14 protein-coding genes are annotated in these 15,416 nt (G+C 67.8%); 7 read left to right on the top strand and 7 right to left on the bottom strand.

Translation table 11 applies throughout. The features are described 5' to 3' along the window. Nucleotides 1–103 precede the first annotated feature (103 nt). The gene (locus IBX18_RS31855; RefSeq protein WP_306796506.1) at nt 104–1,474 is read right to left on the bottom strand and encodes a HAMP domain-containing sensor histidine kinase; all 1,371 of its coding nucleotides are present in this window, start codon (nt 1,472–1,474) and stop codon (nt 104–106) included. Next, nucleotides 1,471–2,142: a response regulator transcription factor gene (locus IBX18_RS31860; RefSeq protein ID WP_194837198.1), complete on the bottom strand. Its 672-nt coding sequence runs from the start codon at nt 2,140–2,142 to the stop codon at nt 1,471–1,473. The genes IBX18_RS31855 and IBX18_RS31860 overlap by 4 nt, the downstream gene beginning before the upstream one ends. 90 nt (nt 2,143–2,232) lie before the next feature. On the opposite strand from IBX18_RS31860, the gene IBX18_RS31865 reads away from it, so the two are divergent. Next, nucleotides 2,233–4,194 carry a glycoside hydrolase gene (locus tag IBX18_RS31865; RefSeq protein WP_194837199.1) on the top strand — a complete coding sequence of 654 codons (1,962 nt, stop codon included), beginning with the start codon at nt 2,233–2,235 and terminating at the stop codon, nt 4,192–4,194. Nucleotides 4,195–4,250: 56 nt separating this feature from the next. Here IBX18_RS31865 and IBX18_RS31870 read toward each other — a convergent pair whose 3' ends face one another. The 4 genes from IBX18_RS31870 to IBX18_RS31885 all read right to left on the bottom strand — a co-directional run bounded on the left by IBX18_RS31870 (nt 4,251) and on the right by IBX18_RS31885 (nt 9,492). Next, a complete protein-coding gene (locus IBX18_RS31870) occupies nt 4,251–5,516 on the bottom strand; it encodes a cytochrome P450 (RefSeq protein ID WP_194837200.1) in 1,266 nt (421 codons plus the stop codon). 109 nt (nt 5,517–5,625) lie between these two features. Next, nucleotides 5,626–7,005: an FAD-dependent monooxygenase gene (locus tag IBX18_RS31875; RefSeq protein ID WP_194837201.1), complete on the bottom strand. Its 1,380-nt coding sequence runs from the start codon at nt 7,003–7,005 to the stop codon at nt 5,626–5,628. Next, entirely contained in the window at nt 7,002–8,222 is a 1,221-nt protein-coding gene (locus tag IBX18_RS31880; protein ID WP_194837202.1) for a cytochrome P450, read from the bottom strand. The genes IBX18_RS31875 and IBX18_RS31880 overlap by 4 nt, the downstream gene beginning before the upstream one ends. Nucleotides 8,223–8,253: 31 nt before the next feature. After that, a complete protein-coding gene (locus IBX18_RS31885; RefSeq protein ID WP_194837203.1) occupies nt 8,254–9,492 on the bottom strand; it encodes a cytochrome P450 in 1,239 nt (412 codons plus the stop codon). A gap of 268 nt (nt 9,493–9,760) precedes the next feature. Here IBX18_RS31885 and IBX18_RS31890 point away from each other — a divergent pair, with 268 nt between their 5' ends. From IBX18_RS31890 to IBX18_RS31915, 6 genes are read left to right on the top strand one after another with little or no spacing between them, the layout of a single operon-like run. Further along, on the top strand, nt 9,761–11,464 hold the full coding sequence (locus IBX18_RS31890) for an AMP-binding protein (protein ID WP_194837204.1): 1,704 nt from the start codon (nt 9,761–9,763) through the stop codon (nt 11,462–11,464). A gap of 40 nt (nt 11,465–11,504) precedes the next feature. Then, a complete protein-coding gene (locus IBX18_RS31895; RefSeq protein WP_194837205.1) occupies nt 11,505–12,293 on the top strand; it encodes a ferritin-like domain-containing protein in 789 nt (262 codons plus the stop codon). 4 nt (nt 12,294–12,297) lie between these two features. After that, nucleotides 12,298–12,867 carry a PaaI family thioesterase gene (locus tag IBX18_RS31900; protein WP_194837206.1) on the top strand — a complete coding sequence of 190 codons (570 nt, stop codon included), beginning with the start codon at nt 12,298–12,300 and terminating at the stop codon, nt 12,865–12,867. Continuing rightward, nucleotides 12,864–13,121, top strand: a complete 258-nt coding sequence (locus IBX18_RS31905; RefSeq protein WP_194837207.1) for an acyl carrier protein — start codon at nt 12,864–12,866, stop codon at nt 13,119–13,121. The genes IBX18_RS31900 and IBX18_RS31905 overlap by 4 nt, the downstream gene beginning before the upstream one ends. Further along, nucleotides 13,118–13,951, top strand: coding sequence for a cyclopropane-fatty-acyl-phospholipid synthase family protein (locus IBX18_RS31910; protein WP_194837208.1), 834 nt, complete (start codon nt 13,118–13,120; stop codon nt 13,949–13,951). Before IBX18_RS31905 ends, IBX18_RS31910 begins: the two co-directional genes overlap by 4 nt. A 16-nt stretch (nt 13,952–13,967) precedes the next feature. After that, nucleotides 13,968–14,810 (top strand): acyl-ACP desaturase, encoded by an 843-nt coding sequence (locus IBX18_RS31915; RefSeq protein WP_194837209.1) that lies wholly within the window; start codon nt 13,968–13,970, stop codon nt 14,808–14,810. A gap of 62 nt (nt 14,811–14,872) precedes the next feature. Here IBX18_RS31915 and IBX18_RS31920 read toward each other — a convergent pair whose 3' ends face one another. Further along, nucleotides 14,873–15,382 (bottom strand): PaaI family thioesterase, encoded by a 510-nt coding sequence (locus tag IBX18_RS31920; RefSeq protein WP_194837210.1) that lies wholly within the window; start codon nt 15,380–15,382, stop codon nt 14,873–14,875. Nucleotides 15,383–15,416 lie beyond the last annotated feature (34 nt).

The following is a 15,416-nucleotide window of genomic DNA, read 5'->3' on the forward strand; positions in this document are numbered from 1 at the left end:
CGCCGCTCCCGCTGGCGGTTGCACGCCTATATTTCTCCTTCCGAGCTCAGCACGCCAGCGGCAAATCTGGGGATTTTCGAAGAAGCGGAAATCCTCCGGTGGCTCAGTCCGCCGACGGAAAGGTGAGCCGGAAGAGCGCGCCGCCGCCCGGAGCGGATTCGGCGGTGACTTCGGCGCCGTGCAGAGCCGCTACCTGCTGGACAATGGCCAGGCCGAGGCCGTGTCCGGGTTTCGCCCGCGCGGTCGTGGAGCGGTAGAAGCGATCGAAGATGCGCGGGAGATCTTCCGGCGGTATCCCGGGCCCATGGTCCCGCACGGTCAATTCGTTGTGCCGCAACGCAATCTGGACGACGCCTTCGTGTGGACTGAATTTGGCGCCATTGTCGAGCAGGTTGGTGACAGCGCGAACGAGCCGAGCATGCGCACCGCTGATGGTGACCGGCTCGAGCTCGGACTCGAATGTCAGTGTCGGCCAGTGCCGTTCAGCGGTCCGGACACAGTCCGCCACCAGCAGGTCGAGCCGTAGTTCCTCGAAGGATTCCGGCGCGGCGGCCGGGTCGTCGGCACGCGCGAGGTCGATGAGATCGGTGACCAGACCGGACAGCTCCTCGGACTGAATACGCAAGGCGGACGCTGTTTCATCGAGTTGTTCGCCGCTGAGGCGGGCGGCCCGGCGCAGCAGATCGATGTTGGTACGCAGGGCCGTCAGCGGCGTGCGCAGTTCGTGCGAAGCGTCGGCGATCAAACGGTGTTGGGCCGCACGGGAGTTCCGCTCGGCGGTCAGCGCCTGATCGAGCTCGTCGAGCATGGTGTTGAAACTGCTTGCCAGGCTGCGCAATTCGTCGGGTCCGGTGACGGTGATGTGCTGGCGCGGATCCCTGGTGCTCGCGATGCGCTCGGCGGCCCTGGTCAGCGTGGTGACCGGCGCGACGGCCCGACGCGCGACAACGAACCCCGCCCCGATGGCGAGCAACGTCCCGACCGCCGCCGCGGCCAGCAGGGCGTAGGCGACGCGGCGCAGGCTCGTATCCACAGGATCAGCGCGCTGCGCGATCTGCACCGCACTACCGGAACGCAATGGCGCGGTGTACATCCGGAGCGGATACCCGTCGAGCCGGATATCACTGAAGTACGCAGGTCGCGTGCCTGCCGCTACCGCTGCGGTAGCCGCATCGACCGGCAGCGGCTGGTTCGGGTCGTGCTCGGACTCGATCCGCCCGTCCGCGCCCACCACCTGTACGCAGCTCGGCGCGGTCAGGTACCGGCACGGCCCGGACGCAGTCGCCACCTCGGGGTCGGTGGCCACCGTACGGCTGATCCGGGTGGCTTCCCGGCGCAGTCCGAGGTCGAGCGAACGGTCGAGTTCATGCGCGACCACCACGTAGGCCGCCATTCCCATCCCCGCCAGCGCGACCGCAATCGCGACCACGCAGAACAGCGCGATACGGGCACGCAGCGAACCCGGCAGCCTCACGGCGGAGCCAGCCGATAGCCGATACCGCGCAAGGTGTGGATCAGCCGGGGTTCGTTGTCGGCCTCCAGCTTGCGCCGCAGATACCGTATGTAGACCTCGAGCGAGTTCGACGTCGAACCCACCCCGGCCCCCCACACGCGTTCGATGAGCGTCTCCCGCGGCAGCGCCTGACCTTCGTTGCGCAACAGCACCTCCAGCAGCGCGAACTCGGTGCGACTGAGTTCCACCAGCCGGGCGCCCCGTCGAACCTCGTGCGCGGTGGTGTCCATGACCAGATCCGCGCAGGACAGCACAGCACCGTCATCGGGGTAGGTGCGCCGAACCAACGCGCGGACCCTGGCCAGCAGTTCATCCAGGTCGAAGGGCTTGACCAGGTAGTCGTCCGCGCCGGCATCGAGCCCGTCCACCCGATCGGCGACCGCATCGCGAGCGGTGAGCATCAAGATCGGAGTGCGATCCCCCCGCGCGCGCAACTGCCTGCACGCGGTCAGCCCGTCCATGAACGGCATCAGCACATCCAGCAGCACCACCTCCGGCTGCCACCGCTGGATCTCGGCGAGCGCGGCCGCACCGTCCCCCGCAGCGCGGGTTTCATAACCCTCGCTGTCCATCGCGCGCACCAGCGCCTCCCGGACCGCGTCCTCGTCGTCCACCACCAACACGCGCATCTTCCGGATACTACGGATCGGATCCGCGCAGGCCGGGGACCCTCATGTCGTCTCATCGAACTCTCATCCGGCTTCGGCAACGTGCCGGGCATGAGACGTCGGAGCATCGAACACACCTACCGAGGTATCGCCTTCACCACCGTTCTACTGATCGCGGGCCTCACTATCACCGCCTGCGACAGCAACCCCGACAACACGCGACCACAGCAACGCGGCGACCACGTGCTCGTACCGATCGCCGGCGGCCAGGCGGAGGTGGACACCGCATCACTGGCGATCACCGGACTCGTCGACGACGGTGCACGCATCGCCATCTCCGATGGCGCGCCCGGGCTCGGCGCCGCAGGTCCGATCCGGATCACCGGCGACCTGGCCACCTGGACCTACCCCGACAAGGGCTTGACTGCCTCCGCCGACGCCGCCGACGGCCGCCTCCGCGTCGTCCTGCACAGCGACCGCGACGAGCGCCTGGCCTGGCCGGTCACCGGCACCGACCCCGCCGCGGGCGCCCTCCAGCTCCCGCGCGGCGAGGGACTGTCGCTCCCCGTCGACGACCCCTTCTGGAACTCCCCCGACGCCACCCTCATCGACAATCCGCTCGACCTGACCGCCGGACTGACCATGCCGTTCTGGGCCTACCGCATCGGCGACCGCGGCGTCAGCTACCTCGCCCCCACCGACATCGGCACCACCCTGACGGTCAACTCAGTCGGCGGGAAACTCCGCGCAACAGCTGAACACGACTTCGCGGCCAGAGCGGATACCCGTGACTACACAGTCACTTTCGCACTGACCGACGCGTCACCGGTTGCCGCGGCCAAGGACTACCGCGCCTGGCTGATGCAACACGGCCAATTCAAATCCCTGACCGACAAGATCCAGCAGAACCCCGCGATCTCCCAGCTCCTCGGCGCTTTCCACGCCTACCTCTGGGGCGACGGCCGCACCCCCGACGCCATCCGCAAGATGCGCGACCTCGGCCTGACCCGCATGTGGCTCGGCTACGACGCGGGCGACGACCCGATGACCCGCGAGGCCATCGACGCCGCCAAACAGGCCGGATACCTTGCCGGACCCTACGATTCGTACGCCAACGCCCAGGACCCGGCCACCGCCGACAACCCGAGCTCCCGCTGGCCCGACCCGATGTGGCCGACCGGCTGCGTGCACGACGCGGACGGCAAGCCGCGCACCGGCTTCGGCAATCGCGGCTGCTACCTCAGTTCCCAAGCCCTGGCCCAACATCCGCGCCTGCTCGACGACAGGTACGCGAGCATCACCGCCAACGGCGCGAACACCTACTTCCTCGACGTCGACGCCGCAGGCGAGTTCTTCGACGACTACAGCCCCCAGCACCCGATGAACCAGCAGCAGGACCGCACCAACCGGCTGTCCCGCATGCGCGCCCTGGCCGAGGACCGCAAGCAGGTGCTCGGCTCGGAGTCGACAGGCGCGTGGGCAAGCACGGTGCTCGCCTACAGCCACGGCTCCCAGACACCGGTCTCGGATCTGCTGTGGAAGGCGGAGCGCGACAAGGAAACCTGGGGCGGCTGGGCGCCGGCGCGCGCCCCGCGCAACTTCTTCCAGCCCGCCGAACTACCCGCAGCTGTAGCGAAGGCCATGTTCGACCCGGCCTACCGAGTCCCGCTCTACGAAACCGTGCTGCACGACTCGGTGATCAACCTGGACCGCTGGGAGTTGCCGTACTACAAACTGCCGCAACAACAAACGATGCGGGCGCTGACTTCGATCTTGAACAACACCCCCCTGAACCTCGTACTGGACCAGGAGCAACTCACCACCCATGGCGCCGAGATCGCCCGCCTGCAACAGTATTTCGCACCGCTGCACGAAGCAGCCGGCACCGCACCGATGACCGACTTCCAGTGGCTCACCGCAGATCATCTGGTGCAACGCAGCACATTCGGCGACGGCACACTGACGGTCACCGCCAACTTCGGCACACAAACCTACGAAGACCTCCCCGCGGGCTGCGTAGACGCGAAGCTCGAGACCGACAACGCACCGAGGCGACTCTGCCCCGGGGCATAAGCGAGCGAACCCGGTGCCCCTCCGGCACCGGGTCTCGCATCTCGACCCGAGGCCGACTAGACAGGCGTAACTCGCGTGGGCAACGACTCCAGCCCACGGATCACGACATTCGGCTTATACGGCGGCGTGTCGGTCAGCACCTCGATATCCCGCACCTTACGCAGCAACACCTCGAGCAGCACCTCCATCTCCAGCAGGGCCAGCGGCGCGCCCAGGCAGTAATGGATGCCGAGGCTGAACCCGAGGTGCTTCTTCGCCGGATTCATCGGATCGGAGTACCGCGCCACGTCGACCCGATCCGGGTCGGGGTACGCGTCATCGTCGCGATTGGCCGAATTGATCAGCACCACAACGCCATCGCCCGGCTCGAAGTCGTGGCCGGCCACCGTGATCGACTTGGTCGCCGCCCGGGTGGTGATCTGCACCGACGGCTCGAGCCGGAGCAGTTCGTCCGGCGCCGCGGCACACAGGTCGGGACGCGCACGCAACGCGGCGATTTGATCTTGATTGCGCATCAGCTGCAGCAGGCCGGTGCCGATCAGATTCGCGGTGGTCTCGTGTCCGGCCACGAAAGTGGTGATGCAGGTGGCCAGCAACTCCTGCTCGGTGAGCACATCACCACGGTCCTCGACCTGCGACAGCACGCTGAGCAGATCATCCTTCGGATCCTTGCGCCGCTCGTTGAGCAGCTCCCGGAAGTAGCCCATGAATCCGCGCGAGGCAGCGCTACGTGCCCGCAACGCCTCCTCCGGCAGCGTGTAGTCGTGGTCGAAACCGCGCGCCAGATCCTGCGACCACTGGTGCACCTGGTTGTAGGCCTCCGGCGGAACACCGATCAGCTCGCACGCGATGATCAGCGGCAACGGGTAGGCGATGAACTCGACCAGGTCGAATTCGCCTGCCGCCAAAGCCTTGTCGACGAGTTGCTCGGTGAGCTCCTCGATGCGCGGCCGCAACCTGGTCACCATGCGCGGGGTGAAGCCCTTGGTCACCAGATTGCGCAGCCGGGTGTGGTCCGGCGGCTCCATCCAGAGGAACGAGGTGGGCAGTTCCTCGGGCGCGTCCTCCGGCGACACCGTCGGGTGCATCATCGCAGCCTCTTCCGCGTGGCTCCACGCGGTGGTCGACAGCACCGCGACGCAGTCCTCGTAGCGGGTCAGCAGGTGATGGCCGAGCGGGGTCTGGTGCAGTCGCCCCGCCTCGCGCAGCACCCGCGCGGGCGTATACGGGTCGGCTCGGCCCTCCGGGCCGAACAAGTGAGCGATCGCGGTCTGTACGGAATCCTGTTCCGCGACAACCGTGCTCGCGTGCGACGAATCCATGTCGGGTGGTCCCTCCTGTACGGCGCACCGAGCAGGTGCCGCCAGTCGTTCGGAATGCGTCAGCGTTCGGAATGGATAGGGAGGTGCCTGCCCGCGACGATGCGGTGCGTCACCTCGTCGGCTCGATGAGGATCGGGGTACGGTCGACGGACGTCTGCCCGCCGAGTTCGGCGACGCTGGCAGCTTTTCCATTGCCGCGCAGCAGGATTCGACGCACCATGCGCGGGCTCAGCAGCGCGGTCGGCGGCTCGACCAGGTTGGCCACGCGCAGAAACGTCCGCGCGACCAGCGGATCGACATGTGCGGCACGGTGCACGCGCGCCACGTAGGCATTGGTGAGGCGGGTCCGTAGTGTGCGCGGGCCGAGCACACCGGGGTGGCTCAGGTCCGCGCCGGCGGCGAGCTGCCAGGCGACGTCCACCACTTTGCCTGCGGCGCAATAGAACCTGGCAGGCAGCTCGTCCGCCTCGGCACCGTCGGCAAGACAATCACGCAGAGCGAGCGCCTGCTGGGCTGCCACCGCCATCCCCTGGGCGTACAGCGGATTGAAACTGCACAGCGCGTCACCGAGCACCAGAAACCCCGCAGGCACTGCGGCGAGCCGCTCGAACCTGCGACGCACCGGCGCCCGAAAGCGATGCGGCACAGCATCATCGAGCGGCTCGGACGACGTCACGAGGTCGTGAATGTCCGGCGCCGAAATGCTGCGTGCGAACGCCGCGAACCCCTCCGGATCGGTCGGCGGATGGTCGCCGAGCATCCCGGCCAACGTGACGTGCCAGCGGTCACCCTCGACCCGAACCGCCCCGCCGCCACGGCCGTTCGCGCCGGTAGAGATGATCACCGACGAGTGACCGCCCAGTTGCCCCGGTGTGCGCCGGAACATCCGCGACGCGTACCCCAGGTCGACCTCGAGCCGCTCCTCCGCAGGAGCCTGTGCGCCTAATGCGGTCAGCCACATCGGCGCCCGCGAGCCACGCCCGCTCGCGTCGACTATCAGATCCGCCGCGTGCGCCTGCGCCCCGTACGCACCGGAGACCGTGACCCCGCGCACCCGATCGGCGTCGCCGATCAGCCCACCGGCCACCCCTTCGCACAGCCGAACACCGGGCGTGGCCAGCGTGCGTTGCCGCAGCACGGATTCCAGCAGCGGCCTGGTCGCGATCACCGAGGTCAGTCCCGTCGACGTCGGCGCGACCCGCAATCCGCCGACGTGCCAGCGAGTTCCGACCAGCGCCTCCGCGGTGGTCGCGCCGCGCCCGGCCAGCTCGGAGGTGAATCCCGGATACAGCTGTTCGATGATGGTGCGCCCACGATCGAGCAGGCCGTGCAGGTGCCGTGCCTGCGGCACACCCCGTCGGACGCCCGCCCCCTCGACGCTGTCCCGCTCGACGATGGTCACCTGCGCGAAATGCTCGGAAAGCACCCGGGCGGCCAGCAATCCGGCGATGCCCGCGCCGAGCACGACCGCATGCCGTCCCTCGGTCACAGCGTCACCGGCAGCGCCATGATGCCGCGATGGATCAGACTCGGCTGGTATTCGACCACCTCGGCGGCCAACGCCAGCTTCGGCGCCTGCGCGAGCAGCTGGCCGATCGCCGCCTCGGCTTCGATCCGCGCGAGCGGCGCCCCGACGCAGTAGTGGATACCGAGGCTGAACCCGAGATGCTTACGCGCGGGCCGATTTCCGACGTACCGAGTGACGTCGAAGATGTCGGCGTCGGGAAAGACCCGTTCGTCCCGGCTCGCCGACGCGGTCAGCACGACCACGCCGTCGCCCCGCTGGAACCGATGCTCGCCGACCATCGTGTCCGCCAGCGCAACCCGAATGGTGAACTGCGTCGGCGCGTCGTAGCGCAGCATCTCCTCCAGCGCGGGCCCGATCAGCGCCGGGTTGTCCCGAAGCAGCGCAAGCTGTTCCGGGTTGCGCAGCAGCGCGAGCATCCCGTTGCCGATCAGATTGATCGAGGTCTCCATACCCGCGACCAGCGTGAGCAGCGCGATACCGATCACCTCGGGCTCGGTCAGCTGCCCGTCCGCGCTCGCCGCGACCAAGGTGCCGAGCAGATCCGAAGTCGGCTTCGCCTTCTTCTGCTGGATCAGCCGTGCGAAGTAACCCATGCACTCCATCGCCGCGGTGCCGCGCGCGGCCACCTCGTCCGGGCCGAGCAGCGAATCCGGGTCGCTGCCCCGGGCGATCGCCAACTGCCACTGCCGGAACAGCGCACCGTCGGCCGGGTCCGCACCGAGCAGCCGCACCGGCACCATCGCCACGGCCAGCGGCACGGCCAGGTCGTTCAGCACATCCAGCTCGCCGCGCCGCACCGCCGCCGCAATCAGATCGTGCACCACCTGCCCGGCCAGCGGCACCATCTCGGCCATCACCCGCGGCGTGAACGCCTTGGCCACCAGCTTGCGGTAGCGGCCGTGCTCGGGCGGGTCCATCCGGACGAACGAGCCGGGGATCGCGGCGGTGGTGTCGCGGAACGGGCTGATGCCCGCCGCGTACCCGTGCCCCCAGTCGGCGCCGGTCAGGATCGCGGCACACTCCTCGTAGCGGGTGATCAACGTGACCGGGACATCGCCGAAGGCATAGGGGAACAACGGCGCGGCGTCCCGCACCCGGCGATAGGCCGGATACGGGTCGGCCCGTTCGCTCGGCTCGAACGCATCGAAGGTGACATCGGCGGGAACAGCAGTGCTCATCGTGGCTCCTGTATCAGTGCGCGGCCGTGTCTCATCTGCCCTCCAGCCGGACGCGAAGCTGTGACATGCCGCGCACGACCACGTTCGGCCGGTACGGCGGTTCTTCGAGCAAGGTCATGACGCCGACGCACTCGGTGAGTGCGCGCAGCACCACCTGCATCTCCAGCCGGGCCAGCGGCGCGCCCAGGCAGTAGTGCAGGCCCAGTCCGAAGGACAAGTGCCGCTCCGACTTTCGGCCACGCGCATACCGCGCGATATCGAAGCGGTCGGCCTCGGGGAACGCCAGCGGATCCCGGTTGGCCGAGGCGAGCAGCACGATCACCGCGTCCCCCGGCGCGAAAGTGCGGCCGGCGAGGGTGATCTCGTCGTGTGCGGTTCTGGTGGTGAGGTGCACCGGCGCGTCGTAGCGCAGCACCTCGTCCACCGCGGGCTCGCACAGTTCTGGATAGGCCCGCAGCCGCTCGAACTCGTCCGGATTGCGGATGAGCGCCAGCACCCCGTTGCCGATCAGGTTCACCGTCGTCTCGTGCCCGGCCACCACCAGGATCAGCAGCGTGCCGAGCAATTCGGTGGACGTCAGCCGAGCACCCGCGTCGTCGGCCTGCACCAGCGCCGTGATCAGGTCCGCCTGCGGGGCTTTGCGCCGCTCCTCCACCAATTCGCCGAAGAAGTCCAGAAAGGCGTACACGGCGGCCGTCCGCGCGGCCAGCTCGTCCGGCGACAGCAGCACGTCCGGATCCAGACCACGCGCGATGCTCGTCGAAATCTCCCGCACGTGCTCATGCGCTTCGGCGGGCACGCCGAGCAGCTCGCACACCATGGTCAGCGGCAGCGGATAAGCTAGCGCGTCCAGCAGATCGACGTCCCGCTCCGCGAGCATCTTCGCCATCAGGTCCTCGACCAGCTGCTCCGCCCGCTCCCGCATGCCGCTGATGGTCCGCGCAGTGAAAGCCTTGCTCACCAGCCCGCGCAGCCGGGTGTGGTCCGGCGGCTCCATCCACAGGAACGACCCGGGTAGCTCGACATCGCTGTCGCCGTGCAGCAGTTGCGGCTCCTCCGCATGGCTCCAGCGCGGGTCCTGCATGATCGCCTGCGCCTCGTGGTGGCGGGTCACCAGCTGCATGTCGTGCGGGCCCGGCACGAACGGACCCGCGCCGCGCAGCACCTCGTAGCTGCCATACGGGTTGTGCCGCATGTGCGGTGCGACGCTCTCGATGACCGCCAGCTGGACCGGGGTCAATTCCTCGACCGCCGAATGGTCGGAACTCACCGGCAACTCCTGGATAGCTGGATAACTGAACAGAAAGGACGGCGCCGGCAAAAATTCAGCGGCACGTAATTCCTGGCTGTGCAAGTAATTTCGCGTACATCGTCGGCCTTCCCGACACCCGGAAGCTGCGGCGATCACCCGTTCCTATCGAGCAATAGTCGAATTCCTTTATCGTGCACTGCGATTGGTTGATCGCGCTTCTTTATCGAACACCGCAATTCACAATCAGTTCAAGGCGCCGTCACAATGCGCTGTTGTCGTGGCAGTCATGAATTCTGCGGAATCGGTCGAAACCCTGCACGGCCGCATGGCCGACATCGCGGCCGGACACCCAGCGGTGCCTGCCACGTTCTGGTCGGTGTCGGAGACCGTGGATTATGCCGAGCTCGACCGGCGCTCCCGCGCGACCGCCGCCGCACTGGTTCGCCGCGGCGTCCCGCGCGGCGAGCCGGTGGGCATCCTGTGCCCCAACGCGCCCGAGTTCCTGACCAGCCTGTTCGGGGTCGCCGCGGCAGGCGGCGCGGCCACTCCCCTGCCGTTGCCCGCAGGCGCGCGGCACCTGGGCGGCTACCCGCAAAAATTGGCCGCCATCGTCGCGGCCGCGGGCATGCGCAAGGTACTGATGTCGCACCGATTCGCGGACCTGGCCGCACTGCTCGAAGACGCGGTAGACGTCGAATTGATAGACACCGCAACACTACTCAGCGCGACCGACACCGAAGACGTTCCGCTGCCCGTACTCGGCGCGGACGACCTCGCCATCGTGCAGTTCACCTCGGGCAGCACCGCCACACCCAAAGGCGTTCGCCTGACCCACCACAACGTGCTCAGCGGCCTGGCCGCCATCCGTACCGGCATCGCACTGGACCTGGCCGACACCGGCGGTTTCTGGCTGCCGCTCTTCCACGACATGGGCCTGTTCGGCACCCTCTCGGCCATCCTGCGCGGCATCCCCGCGCACGTCTGGTCGCCTATGGCGTTCGTCAAGGATCCGGCGCGCTGGCTCGCTGAATTCGCTACCAGCGCAACGACGATCACCGCCATGCCGAACTTCGGCTACGAGGCACTGCTCGCCGCGATACCGCCGGAGCGGGTGCCCGACTACGACCTGAGCAACTGGCGGATCGCGTTCAACGGCTCCGAGCCGATCTCCCGCGACGTAGTCACCGCGTTCTGTGAGCGTTTCGCGCCCGCGGGCTTCGCGCCGACGACCATGTTCGGCGTCTACGGCATGGCCGAGGCCACGCTCGCCGTCGCCTTTCCGCCCTTGGGCCGAGAACCCTTGTTCGAGTGGGTCGATCGAGCGACGCTCGCGGACGACGCACAGGCACAACGTGTTTCCGCAGACGCACCTGGCGCGCGGGCGGTAGCGGGCGTCGGTTCCGCCGTCGACGGCCTGCGGCTGCGCATTGTCGGCCAGCACGACGACCAACACAGCGATCAGCCCGACCGTCAGCACGACGACCAATACCGCGAGCTGCCCGACGGCGCGGTCGGCGAGATCCTCATCCAGGGCCCATCGGTCACCGACGGCTACCTGACCGCGGCACCGGAAACGGTCGCCGGCTTGTTCACCGCCGGCTGGCTGCGCACCGGCGACCTCGGCTACCTGCGCGACGGCGAACTCTTCGTCACCGGCCGCTGCAAGGACATGATCACCGTGCGCGGCGTGAACTACTACGCCCAGGACGTCGAGGCAGCAGTCCGCGACCTCGACGGCGTCTTCAAGGGTCGCTGCACGGCCGCCACCGACCCCGACGGCGCCGACGTGATCGCCCTCATCGCCGAAACCGAACTGACCGGCGCGGCCGCCGCGGCACTCGCCGACCGGATCAAGGCTCGGATCGCGGCCGGGCTCGGGCTGGCCGCGGTCGAGGTGTATCCGGTCGCGCCGCGCAGCATTCCCCGGACCAGCAGCGGCAAGCTGCAACGGCTCGCCGCCCGCGAGCTCGTCGCCACTCGAAAGCACTGACCACCAAGGCTATTCGCCAACAACCGAACTGGAGTCACCGGTGCACAGCTATGAAGTCTTCCGCCATTACGAGCGCCTGCATTGGAAACTGGCCGACCTGGACCTCGACACCGTCGACCGCGCCCTGGTCCGCCCCGAATACGTGACACTGGCCAAGAGCGCGACGATGGGCGAGTCCAATGTCATCGCCGCCGTGCACGGCTTCATGAACGAATTCGTCGACGACTACGACTTCTCCACCTTCGCGGTCGTGTGGGGCTACCAGGAAGTGCAGCACCACTACGCGTTTCGCGCCTGGCTCGGCGCCGTCGGCGAGAGCGTCGACGACAAGGCGGTCGACGCCATGCGCGAGCCGTACGCCCCCGGCAGCACGCCGTCGGCCACGCTGGCGACCAACATCATCTCCGAGCTCACGGTCAACCACATCTATCGTGCGGTAGCCGCCTGGGTGCAGGAGCCGGTACTGAAAGGCTTGTTGCTCAACGCGAGTCGCGACGAGGCGGGCCACGCACGCGAATTCATCCACTACGCGACGAAGCGACTCGCACAACGTCCAGACGAGCTGCCCTCGGTACTCGAGACTCTGTACGTGTACAGCTCCGAGGCGAAGATCAAACATCCGGTAAGCACCTTCAAAGCCGGCATCAGCGAACTCGGCGACCACGAGACCATCGACACCGGCTTCGAGCTCTTCCTCGAGCAGGTCGCCGCGGAAGGCGAGCTGGAAGTACTGCACGACAAGGTGCGCCGCACCTTCGCCAACATGACGGGATTGGACCTGTCGAGCAATGGCAAGGTCCGCCGCGCGCTGGCCGACGCGATCGCTTAGCGCCATGGACCGCTCCCTTGCCGTTGACCAGCCCAAGCCCGCACCGCAGGCCGCGACGGTCCAGGTCCCATGGTCGGTCATCCCCGACTACCACTGCTTCGGCTGCTCACCACACAACCCGAGCGGCCTGCGATTGGCGTTCACCCCGCACCCGGACGGCTTGCAGGCCGCCTTCCGGCTCGGCCGTGCGTTCGAGTCGTATCCCGGTGTCGTGCACGGCGGCCTGATCGGCGTGATCTGCGACGAGGTGATGGGCAATCTCATCGTGCTCGCGCGCAACTACCCGGCCTTCACGGTGTCCCAGCGCACCCGGTTCCTCACGCCACTGCTCGTGGATCACGAATACCGCTGTGTCGCAACACTGTCCGCACCGGCACCGGACCGGCCGATCCAGGCCGCCGCCGAGATCCTCGACGGCAACGGCGCCGTCTGCGCCACCTCCACCGCCACCTACCAGCGGTTCGCGCTCGACGATGTGCGCCACCAGCTCACCCTGGGCGACGACGAGGTTACCCTGCTCTCCGACGCGCTGTCCGCCGCGAATACCTTCTCTACGAATGGAGTTCACTCATGACGAATCCCGCCGACATCCTGCGCACCGTCACCGAGATCGCCGCCGCCGAGACCGGCATCGCCGAGGCCGACCTGCGGCCCGACGTCGACCTGCGTGGCATGGCGGGCGTCGACTCCGTGCGAGTGCTGCGCATGGTCGCCAAGATCGAGCGCACCTATGACATCGAACTGGAGGACGAGGACGTCTTCGGCCTGTCCACCCTGAACGATGTCGTCAAGGTCGTGGATCGGACGCTGAGCGAGGCGGCCGCATGACCGTCACCGCCGACACCAACCAGCACTACGATCTCGATCCGGATATCTTCGGCCAGTTCCTCGATCCGCTGCGCAAGTACAGCTCCGCGCTGTACACCTCCGACACCGACACCCTGGAGCAGGCGCAGCGCACCAAGCTCCGGTTCGTCGCCGACCGGCTCGGCCTGCGTGGCGGCGAGCGACTCCTGGACGTCGGCTGCGGCTGGGGTTCGCTGATCCTGTTCATGGCCGAGGAGTTCGGCTGCGACACACTGGGTATCAGCCCGGCACCGCGCCAGCACGAGTACATCGCGGAGCAGGCGGCGGCGCGCGGGGTCGCCGAGCGGGTCCATACCCGGGTCGGCCATTTCGAACAGCTCGACCTGCCGCACCGCAGTGTCGACGCGGTGACCCTGCTCGGTTCGATCGTGCACATGCCCGACCTCGGCGAGGTCTTCCGGCGCGCCCGCGCGGTGCTGCGCCGCGGCGGCACACTGTACGTCTCGGAGAGTTGCTTCCGAAATGCCTCGGCGCGAACCGCTTTCGACACCCGGGTCGGCACCGAGTTCGTGCGCGAGGACATCTTCGGCTGGGGTGATCTGCGTCCGCTGTCGGACCTGGTGACCGCCGCCGAGGACGCGGGCTTCTCGATCATCGCGGTGGACGATCTCACCGACCACTACCGGCGCACCATCGACGACTGGATCGCCAATGTGTACGCCTCCGCCGAGCGCATCGACGCGCACGGGCCAGGCCTGGCCGCCAAGCTGCGGCACTACCTGGAGATCGCCAACGCCGGATGGGGCTACACCACAAAGCATTACGCACTGACGTGCCGTAACGCCCGCTGAGGGTCAGGAGAGGCACATGGATATCGAATCGACACTGCTCCCGGTCGACGAGGTGGCCGCGGCGGTCGACGGCTTCCTCGCCGCCTCCCCCGCCGCCCGCGCCTGGGATGTCGAGACCGCGTTCGACTGGTCCCGCGCGGACGCGGGCAGGCTCACCGAAGGGCAACGGTCGGCGGTGCAGTTCGTCACGCTGATCGAGGACCACCTGCCCGGCTATTTCGAGGTGTACCACCGGTATTTCCCGGTCGACGACACCGTCGACCGGGCCGCCTTCATCCATAACCGCGAGCTGTACCACTTCACCGTCCGCTGGGCCTTGGAGGAGGACACGCACGCACGCGCACTGACCCGCTACCAGGAAGCGGCCGGTATCGCCGAACGTGGCGCGCTGCGTACGGAATTGGCGGTCGAGGGGCAGAAACCGTTCGACCTGCCCTACGACCATCCGGTGCAGTTCTTCGCCTACGCGCTGGTGCAGGAGAAAGCCACCCAGATGTACTACCAGCATCTCCGGGACGTCGTCGACGACCCGGTGCTCGCCTCGGTCCTGGCGCGGCTGGCCCGCGACGAGGCACGGCATTTCAGCTTCATGGCCGACGTAGTCGGCCGATACCTGCGGGTGCACGGTGACGCGACGGTCGAACCGATCCGCGACGTGATCGCCAACTTCCGAATGCCGTTGGCCGACACCATGCGTGGGTACTGGCGCTGGGCGTTGAAGATCGCCGACGTGGCGTCCTACGACCACACCGAGGCGTACGAGCACCTGGTGAAGGTGCTCGATCGCGCCGTGGACGCCCGCACCGATCGGCTCGACGAGCTGGTGCACTTCATCGAGGAGTGCCGCACCGTCGCCTGAGCACAGTAGCGAAATGGCCCTGCCCCCGAGTGTGTCTCGGGGGCAGGGCCATTCGGCGCAGCTCACTGCTCCGGGTTGAGCACCAGAATCGTGGTGGAGCCGTGCGCGATCAGCTTGCCGTTGCCGTCGACGATCCGGCCCTCCGCCGTCGCGGTCCGCCTGCCGACGTGAATCGCGTTGGCCTCACAGGTGAGTCGCGAACCGTCCAGCGTGACCGAACGGATGAAGTTCACCTTGAGCTCCAGCGTCGTATAGGCAACGCCGTCACCGAGTTTGGTGAAGACGGCGCTGCCCATGGCGGTGTCCATCAGGGTCGCGATGACCCCGCCGTGCACGGTGAACATGGCGTTGATGGTGGCCGGATTCGGATCCAGGTAGTACCGCGTATAGCCGTCTCCCGCGGTCTCCAAGCGAATCCCCAGCGACGCGCCGACGCCGAGGTTCTCCTGCAGACCACGCTCGAATACCGTGGTCAGTTCGTCGACGCGGGACGCCACGGTGGCGTCGGCCCGCGTGCCTGCGCCGTTGGCGTGTGTGGCCGGCTCGTTGGCATGTGTGTCGGTGCTGGTCATGACGTGTCCTCCCTGGCGAACGATGCCAGGCCAT

Origin of the sequence: Nocardia sp. XZ_19_369 (genome assembly GCF_015355715.1) — a bacterium.
GTDB lineage: Bacteria > Actinomycetota > Actinomycetes > Mycobacteriales > Mycobacteriaceae > Nocardia.